General features: G+C 28.8%; 8 protein-coding genes and 1 tRNA gene. All 9 read right to left on the bottom strand.

The features are described from left to right. The coding region (alr, locus tag SOR77_RS03020) for an alanine racemase (RefSeq protein ID WP_320635714.1) at positions 1 to 761 on the bottom strand (761 nt) is incomplete at its 3' end. Positions 762 to 769: 8 nt separating this feature from the next. Then, the gene (ftsY, locus tag SOR77_RS03015) at positions 770 to 2080 is read right to left on the bottom strand and encodes a signal recognition particle-docking protein FtsY (RefSeq protein WP_320635713.1); all 1311 of its coding nucleotides are present in this window, start codon (positions 2078 to 2080) and stop codon (positions 770 to 772) included. 9 nt (positions 2081 to 2089) lie between these two features. Continuing rightward, on the bottom strand, positions 2090 to 5602 hold the full coding sequence (gene smc, locus SOR77_RS03010; RefSeq protein ID WP_320635712.1) for a chromosome segregation protein SMC: 3513 nt from the start codon (positions 5600 to 5602) through the stop codon (positions 2090 to 2092). After that, complete coding sequence (locus SOR77_RS03005) at positions 5603 to 6640, bottom strand: elongator complex protein 3 (RefSeq protein ID WP_320635711.1); 1038 nt, start codon at positions 6638 to 6640, stop codon at positions 5603 to 5605. Continuing rightward, positions 6633 to 7334 carry a ribonuclease III gene (gene rnc, locus SOR77_RS03000; protein ID WP_320635710.1) on the bottom strand — a complete coding sequence of 234 codons (702 nt, stop codon included), beginning with the start codon at positions 7332 to 7334 and terminating at the stop codon, positions 6633 to 6635. The genes SOR77_RS03005 and rnc overlap by 8 nt, the downstream gene beginning before the upstream one ends. After that, complete coding sequence (acpP, locus tag SOR77_RS02995) at positions 7327 to 7563, bottom strand: acyl carrier protein (protein ID WP_320635709.1); 237 nt, start codon at positions 7561 to 7563, stop codon at positions 7327 to 7329. Before acpP ends, rnc begins: the two co-directional genes overlap by 8 nt. A gap of 4 nt (positions 7564 to 7567) precedes the next feature. Further along, positions 7568 to 8542, bottom strand: coding sequence for a phosphate acyltransferase PlsX (gene plsX, locus SOR77_RS02990; protein WP_320635708.1), 975 nt, complete (start codon positions 8540 to 8542; stop codon positions 7568 to 7570). A 192-nt stretch (positions 8543 to 8734) separates the two neighbouring features. Beyond that, positions 8735 to 8810, bottom strand: a tRNA-Trp gene (locus SOR77_RS02985). Positions 8811 to 9096: 286 nt separating this feature from the next. Then, positions 9097 to 9261, bottom strand: a complete 165-nt coding sequence (locus SOR77_RS02980) for a transposon-encoded TnpW family protein (RefSeq protein WP_320635707.1) — start codon at positions 9259 to 9261, stop codon at positions 9097 to 9099. Positions 9262 to 9451: the final 190 nt, after the last annotated feature.

Raw genomic sequence — 9451 nt, 5'->3', positions numbered from 1 at the left:
ACATGAGCAACTTCAGATTTTATACTGGCGATAAATTCTAATCCAAAATTTAATGCTTCTTCTATATCCCCATCATGTGTCCCATATATAGCTATACCGGGTCTAACTGCATTTAATGAATATTCTGGGTATAAAAATACTCCACCAGTATTATTTATATGTTTTATACCAAGCTCAATGCCTTTAGCTTCTAACTTTTCTGTAAACTCAATAAATTTTGAAAATTGTTTTTTTGTAAATTCTGGATTCTTTTCTGAATCAGCAAAATGTGAAAAAATACCAGTTATATTAATATTAGGTAGTTTTGAAATATTTTCAATTTCAACTAAACTTTCATCTGTTGGTTTAAACCCTAAACGATTCATACCTGTATCTAATTTTATATGAATATTAGTAGCCATACCTATTTTCTCTGATACTTCATTTATCTTCTCAGCTGTATCATAGCTATACACTGTAAAAGTCAAATTATTTCTTATTGAACTTTCGTATAGATATTCTGGTGTGTATCCTAATACTAAGATTTCAACATCTTTAAATTCACGTCTTATTCTTATTCCCTCTGATGTAGCCGCTACTGCAAAGTTAGAAATCCCAATTTCTGTTAAATGTCTTACTATCTCGACATCCCCCATACTGTAAGCATTACTTTTGACTATGGCTATAATCTTAGTTGATTCAGGTATATGACTTCTTATAGCTTCTATATTTCTTTCAAGTTTATCTAAATCTATTTCAATTCTAGATGGTCTACTGAACATATTGCGCCTCACTCTAAAATGGCATCAATAAATGAATCCATTTCAAACTTTTGTAAATCTTCTATTTTTTCTCCTACACCTACTAATTTTATAGGTATACCTAACTCACTTTGTAGTGCTATTACTACTCCACCTTTTGCTGTACCATCAAGTTTAGTCAAAACAATCCCAGTAATATCTGCAGCTTCTTTAAATAGCTTAGCTTGGCTAAGTGCATTTTGCCCTGTAGTCGCATCTAATACTAAAAGTGTTTCTCTTTTTGCATTTGGAAAATCTCTAGAGATAATTTTATTGATTTTTTCTAATTCTTTCATTAAATTAGCTTTGTTATGAAGTCGCCCAGCAGTATCACAAACCAATACATCTACATTTCTTGATTTTGCAGCGCTTATCCCATCATATATTACAGCTGCTGGGTCAGCACCTTCTGAATGGCTTATTACATCTACGTTTGCTCTATTCCCCCAAGTTTTTAACTGGTCTATTGCTGCCGCTCTAAAAGTATCTGCCGCTGCAATTAGAACGCTCTTACCTTCGCTTCTCAATTTTGAAGATAATTTACCTATTGTAGTAGTTTTACCAACTCCATTTACGCCTATAACTAATATAACAGTCTGATTAGATGTTTCTATTGTAGAATCTAAGTTTGGATTCATAATTTTTTTAATTTCTTCTTTTAATAGAGGAATGACTTTACTAGTATCATTTATCTTTTCTTGAATTACAGTTTCTCTAAGATTATCAATTAATTTCATTGTCGTTTCCATACCTATATCTGCTGAAATTAATATATCTTCCAAATCTTCTAATAATTCATCATCTATTTTTACATAGGCTCCCAAAATAGTGTTTATTTTTACGCCCATTTCTTGTCTTGTTTTAGAAAGACCATCTTTTAATTTTTTGAATAAATTAAATTTAGGTTTCTCTTCTATTTCTTCAAAAACCAATTTTTCTTCTTCAGATTCTTGAACTATATCATTGGATTCATTTTTATTTGAAATAATTTCTTCTAATGGTTCTTCAACATTATTAAAATCTTCAACTTCCTCTACTATCTCTTCTATTTTTTCATCTAAAAATTTATTTGAATTATCTACTGATATTGGTCCTTCTACTTCTTCAACTGTTTTAATTTCTTCTTTATAATCTTCAATTTCAATCAAACTGGGAATTTCCTCTACAGAATCTGTAGGTACTTCTTCTTTATTTTCTTCAACATTCACATCAGTATTTTTAACTATATCTTTTTTTAAATCTATTTCTTCAATATTTTCAGCTTTATTTCCCTTAAATTTATCTTTTATCCACTTAAACATAGTTTCCCCCTAATCGAGCTTAACAGAAATTATTTTGCTAATACCTTTTTCCTCCATAGTAACACCATATAAAACATTCGCTATTTCCATGGTCAATTTTCTATGTGTAATAATTATAAATTGAATATCTTCCAATGTCATTAAATAATCCGCATATTTTTTTATGTTTGCATCATCTAAGGCAGCATCTATTTCGTCCAATATACAAAATGGAGCTGGTTTCACTTTTAACAATGCAAATAAAAGTGCAACCGCAGTAAGAGCTCTCTCTCCACCTGATAATAAAGATAATGATTGCAATTTTTTACCAGGAGGCTCAGCTTTTATTTCTATCCCACCTTCTAATGCAGTATCTTCAAGTTCAATTTTGGCTCTTCCTCCATTAAACAATACCTTGAAAATTTCTTCAAAGTATTTGGAGACTTTATTAAAAGTATTAGAAAATAAAACTTTCATTTCTGACTCTAATTTAGATATTATCTGTTCTATCTCTTTTTGAGATTCAAGCATATCATTAATTTGGTCTCTAGTAAATCCCAGCCTTTCAACGATTAGCTGATATTCTTCAACCGCTCCAAGATTTACAGCCCCCAAACTTTCAATCTCTCTTTTTAACTCATTAATTTTTGACTTAGAAATTTTAAAATCTTCTGATACATCATCAAATTCAACTATCCCATAAGTTTCAAAAATATGCTCTTTTATTATAGAAATTCTATCCTTAACTCTATCTATTTTAGAACCCACTTTAGCCACTTCTGATTCTAAGATAATGCGCTTTTCTTGATAATCTTCCAATTCTTGTCTATTAACTTTTAATTCTAAATTGTTTTTCTTTCTTTTTTCTTCAACTAAAATAACTCTATTTTCAATTTCAGATTTTGAATTAGATATGGCCTCAATATCTATATTTGAAGTTGATATTTTTTGATTCAGTATTTCTATTTCTAAATTAGCATTAATAATGCTATTTTTTATATTATTTCGATTTATCTCAGCATTATACTCTGAAGTTTTTATAAATTCTATTTCACTCTTAATTGAAGTTATCTTTGAAACAAAATCATTTATGGTAAGTGTTAATTGAAATTTTTTCTCTTTTAATTTTTCTAAATCTTCTTTTAAAATTTTAAACTTTTCGTCATCTATATCCAAACTTTTTTCATTAATTTTTTGGTTAAGTTTTTCCTTATTATTTGATAATTCTTCAAATGTAAACTTATCTTCTTCTATCTGTTTTGTAAGTTCAACCTCTTCTTTTTTATATTTTTCAATATAAATTTGGTTTGATTTAACAGAATTTATCAATCCGGATAAATTATTTTCAACTTTTATTATCTCTTGGCTTAAAGCTAATTCTTCTTTTGCGTCTGAATCTATCCCTTCATCAATCTTTTTTAAATTTTGTTTAGACTTATCATATTGAATTTCAAGCTGCTTTTGCGAATTTAATAAGTTCAAAATTTGTTTTTCCAACTCATCTAATTCATTTTTTCTAGATATTATTTCAGAACTAAATTTATTTAAGCTTCCTCCAGTTACAGAGCCACCTATATTAAAACTGTCCCCTCTTAAAGTTACAACTCTATATCTAGCTCCAAACTGTTTAGAAATATTTGTACCTGAAGCAAAATCTTTAACAATCAATGTTCTTCCTAATAGGCTTTTAAATATATTTTCAAATTCAGGTTTAAATTCTATAAGCTCATAACCCAATCCCAATATATTATTATTTTCAGGAACATCACCAGATGGTTTAAACTTCATACTATCAATAGGTAAAAAAGTGACTCTCCCCATCTTTTGAATATTTAAATATTCTATTATTTTTTTAGCAGAGTTTAATTTATCTACAATTACATTTTGTAAAGCTCCACCCAATGCAACAGATATGGCTGTTTCATATTCTTTTTTTACTTTAAAATTCTCTGCAACAGGTCCTACTATCTCTTGCTTAAAATCCCCTCTTTTAGTTATATTCATAAGGTTCTTTACACTTTTGTTATAACCTTCAAAAGAATTATTTAAATTTTTAAGTGCTGTATATTGTGCTTCCGTATGAGAAATTTTCTTTTGTAACTCTTGCAAACTATTATAATTAGAAATCACTTCACTATTCGCTTTGTCTCTTTCTTTTCTACTTACTTCTGATTTTTTTCTAAGAGTACTCAAACTTTCTTTAATAGAGTTATATTTTTCCTCAGCACTTTCTCTTAATTCTTCAATTTCTTCATTATTAGAATATAAAGTTTTTAAATTCTCTTTGATATTGTCAAGTCTACTATTTTTCTCAGATTTCATAACATTCAAAATACTTAATTTTGAATTTATTGCTGACAATTCATTCTCTATATTTTTTATTCCAACATTATATAAATTTATTTCTTCTTCTTTATTTTTAAGTTCAACTGATAAACTATCTATTTTTTTGACAAAATCATTTTGTTCAATTTTTAATTCTTCAATTTTAAATTCATGTTCTGATTTATCTTTTTCTAACTCTAAAATTCTAGAATCAGCTTTTACTGAAGAATCTTCTAATTCCTTTAACAAGTTTTTGTCATTTTCTAAATTTTTAGTATAGTTTTCCAACTTCACTAATACAACATCGAGTTCAGACTTTTCTCTTTGAATATTTAATTCAAATTCCTTTAGTTCATTTCTGACAAGTTCTGCTTCTTCTTCAGTTTTTTCACTCTCTAAAGAAATATTTTCTATTTTTACTTTAGATTCTTCTATACTTTTGATAATGTTGGATAAATTTTTTTCATTTTCTGCCAATTCCCGCTCAGCTTCATCAATTTTTTTATCTAATTCTACAATCTCATAAGCCGCTGAATTTATTTCCAACTTTTTAAGCTCTTTACTTTTTTCTAAATAAATAGCTGCATCTTCAGAAGCTTTTTTTAAATCTTTTTCTCGGGATTCAAGTTCAGATAAAATATCATTTAATCTAAGGATATTATCCTTAGTCCTCTTTAACTTTAATTCACTTTCATGTTTTCTTAGTTTAAACTTTGAAACACCAGCTGCTTCTTCAAATATCTGTCTTCTCTCATCAGGTTTATTACTCAAGATCCTATCTATCTGCCCTTGACTGATAAGTGAATATCCATCTTTTCCTATACCGGTATCTAAAAATAATTCTCGTATATCTTTTAATCTACATTTAGCCCCATTTATTAAAAAATCAGACTCTAAAGATCGATACATTCTTCTTGTTATCTGCACTTCTCTAAAATCAAGAGGAATACTTCTATCTGAATTATCAAAAACTATACTAACTTCTGCAAATCCTGTAGCCTTTCGCTTGTCAGTTCCAGAGAAAATTACATCTTCCATCTTACTTCCTCTGAGATTTTTAATAGAAGTTTCTCCTAAAACCCAAATGATTGCATCAGTTATATTACTTTTCCCACTTCCATTCGGCCCAACTATAGCTGTTATTGAATTATTAAAATCAATTTTAGTTTTATTTAAAAAAGATTTAAATCCTTGTATGTATATTGATTTTAAAATCATTTACTCACCAGCCTTAAATGATATACTGTTTTCATTAAAAAATATTTGAATTAGATCATTTAAATTTTTATCTATCTTCATTTCTACATTTTCTAAATTTAACACTTCCATTAAATATTTTTTACCCACGCCTTTATTTCCAGCTATCAATGAAATATTTCTTCCTGATGCAACAATTTTTATACTCTTAACACTTTCAAATTTTAATAACTCTATTATTTGTTCGGTTATCAATTCACTTTCAACTAATTGCCTTATAGCAGGATGAAATGGCCCTGCTACAACATCTTTCCCCAACTGTATATTCTCAGTAGGTTGTAATCCAACTCGTATAACTTCTATACCTGCTTTAGTATACATAGGCAATATTTTCTTTATCCAATTTACAGCTTCTTCAACACTCTGAGGCATATAGAGCCCTGAGTTATACAACATTTCCAATTCTGTATCTTTTATTACAAGTGTAGGATATATTCTGATAAATTTAGGCTTTATTTTAATGAATTCTTCTGCTGTGTATATACTTTTTTCAAGGTTATCTCCATATAATCCTAACATCTGTTGTAGCCCTAGTTCAAATCCAAATTTTTTTATAAGCTCAGCTGACTTATAAACTGACACCACACTATGACCACGTTTTGAAAGTCGAAGTACATCTTTATCTAAACTCTGTACTCCTAATTCTATTGTTTTAACATTATATTTTTTTAATAAACTCAGCCTTTTTTCATCTATTGCATCCGGCCTTGTAGACAATCTAACTGAATCAAATCTATTGGGTTCAATATATTTATTTATTGATTTTAAAATCCTCTCTTGTACGTCTATATCAATTGCAGTAAAAGACCCTCCGTAGAGGGCTATTTCAAATTTATTATCATTTTTAAAATATGATGAATATGTTTCAATCGTATATCTAACATCTTCTTCAGTTATAGAAGTAGAAATACCCGTAATCTTTCTTTGATTACAAAAAACACAATCATTTGGGCAGCCTTCATGAGGTACAAAAATTGGTATTATATTTTTTTTACTCATATATCTCTCCTAATTTTATTAAACACTCTTTAGCTGCCATTTGTTGAGCTTTCTTTTTAGATGAGCCTTCTCCTTTAGCTAATAGCTTCCCATCTAAAACCAAATTGTAAAAAAATGTCTTGTTGTTGTCAGGTCCCTTTTCTTCTATTAAAATATACTTTACTTCTTTTCTTGAGCCTCTTTGAGAAAACTCTTGAAGTAAACTTTTATAATCAATATTTATTTTATTAGAAAGAGCCGCCTTTATATTTTCTTGGCATAGGTTTAATACCACTTTTTTAGCATTAGAAAGTCCACCATCTAAATACACAGCACCTATCAAAGCTTCCAATGCGTCTGCCAGTATAGAAGCTCTATAATTTCCATCGGTTTTGTACTCACCTTTTCCAAATTTAATAAACGTACCTAATTTTATTTCTTTAGCAATTTTATATAGAGCTTGTTCACTTACAATTTTACTTCTAAGTTGAGATAATTTCCCCTCTCTCATATCCAAATTCTTTAAAAATAATTCTTCAGTGATAACAAGTTCCAAAACTGCATCCCCTAAAAATTCAAGCCTCTGATTATTTTTTTGATAAGATATATTTTCATTTAAATACGATGAATGGACAAGTGCAGTTTCTAAATATAAATCATTATTAAAATTATAATCTATTAAAGAACATAATTTTTTAATATCTTTATTATTCACTTTCAAAGTTTAATTCTTTTGCGTATTCAATGACATCAGAAATTGTTGATAATTCTTTTAAATGGTCTTCTTCAAGTTCTATAGAGAACTCATCCTCAATACTCATTACAAGTTCGACTATATCTATAGAATCTGCTCCTAAATCATCAACAAATGTCATATCTTCTTCTAATTCATCTACATCTCTTCCAAATTGATCTGCTATTAATTGTAAAATTCTCTCTCTCATTTCCTCACCTATTAAAAATTACTCCTATTTTTTCAACTATTTTTGTTTCATATGCTTGTAATGCTTGCTTTGTTGCATTCTTAATAGCATTGCTATCAGAACTTCCATGTGCTTTTATTACTATTTCTTTTATTCCAAGTAACAACGCTCCTCCAATTTCACTGTAGTCTAAAGATTTTTTAGCCTTCATCATTAAACCACCTACTTCTTTCACCATTTCTGATGATAAATTGGCATTTTCAACCAAATTTTCAAGCATTTTAGAAACAAAATAAGCTGTACCTTCTGTAGTCTTTAAAAGTACATTCCCTATAAAACCATCACAAACTACTAAGTCACAAACTCCCAAAGATAAATCTCTTGCCTCTACATTTCCAATAAAGTTTAATCCTGAATCTTTAAGTAGAGGATATACAGCCTTTGTTAAAGTATTGCCTTTGTGTTCTTCAACACCAACATTCAAAAGTCCTATTCTAGGATTTTCGATTCCATTTATTTTTAAATATTGGTCACCCATCTTGGCAAATTGTAATAATAAATCTTCACTGCAATCCATATTCGCGCCAGAATCTATAACCAATGTAGAACCTTTTAAATTAGGTATAGAAGTTGGTAACACAGCTCTTTTTACATTATCTATTCTTCCAATTATAAATAGGCCACCGGCAAGTAATGCGCCTGTACTTCCTGCCGATACAAAAGCATCATATTTTTTTTCTTTTAAAAGACTAAGTCCAACTACTGTAGAAGAGTCTTTTTTTTTCCTAAGAGCAAAAGCAGGTTCTTCATTGTTTTCAATATTTTCGCTTGCATTTATTATTTCAGCTTTTTCATTTAATTTATTAAGCGAACTTTTTATGGCATCTTCATTTCCTACAAAAGCTATTTCAACTCCAAGTTCGTTTCTTGCATCTATAGCTCCTTTTACTACTTCAAAAGGTGCATTGTCTCCTCCATTAGCATCGAATAATATCTTCAAACTACCACTCCATTCTAAAATAATATATAGTAAATATTATAAAAAATCAATTTCATTTTATAGATTACTTCGCACTTATATTAAATATTTTTTATTAAGTTACATAATAAATCCAGTTTACATTATAATTGCCAATCTTAGCAATAAAAAACCCGCTATTAACTAAAAATTAGTAAATAACGGTTGGATTAATGGCAGGGGTAGCAGGACTCGAACCCACGGCACTTGGTTTTGGAGACCAATGTTCTACCAACTGAACTATACCCCTAGAACAAAAAACATTTTATCAAAAATTTAATAATCTTTCAAGTATAAATTTTCTAGAATTCTTAATTCTTTCTAGAGTTGTCAAACATATGTGACAATAAAACCATCCAATAATATTTTCAAAGGGCGTAATTGTCTTTTACAAATAATGCATACCCCTGTCAAGGGTCGCTCCGCTTTTCCCCTTGATATGGGTATGCATTACGTGAGTGCTATTTTCATTTACTAGTTTAAGGATTCTTTTGGGAAGATTTGTCAAGGACATAAACAAAAATTCTTTGATAAATTTACATCTTCTCTGTTTCTCTCTTGATTAACTTTAGTATTTTATCCTTATATTTTTCCCCTGTACCTTGCTTGAAATATAGGTTTACAGTATATTTTGTCTTCCCAATATCCATAATTAACTGTTTATTAGGTGGTGCTTTTAATTCTCTTTTTTCTTCTTCCATGTGTTCTCCTTTCCGCTTTTAGGCAAAGAAAAAAGGCTCTATAATATCCGTTGGGGAGTAAATCTCTAACAGATATTTTTGTATAAAAAATTTGCACTTATATGCATTTAGTCCTAAACTTAAAATAACTAAAACCAAATTTAGGATGTGCATATAAGTGCAAAATAATAATATTATGAATTTGTTTGGT

Origin of the sequence: Peptoniphilus sp., assembly GCF_034090345.1 — a bacterium.
Classification (GTDB): Bacteria; Bacillota; Clostridia; order Tissierellales; family Peptoniphilaceae; genus Peptoniphilus.
This window is presented reverse-complemented; position numbering and strand designations above follow the sequence as displayed.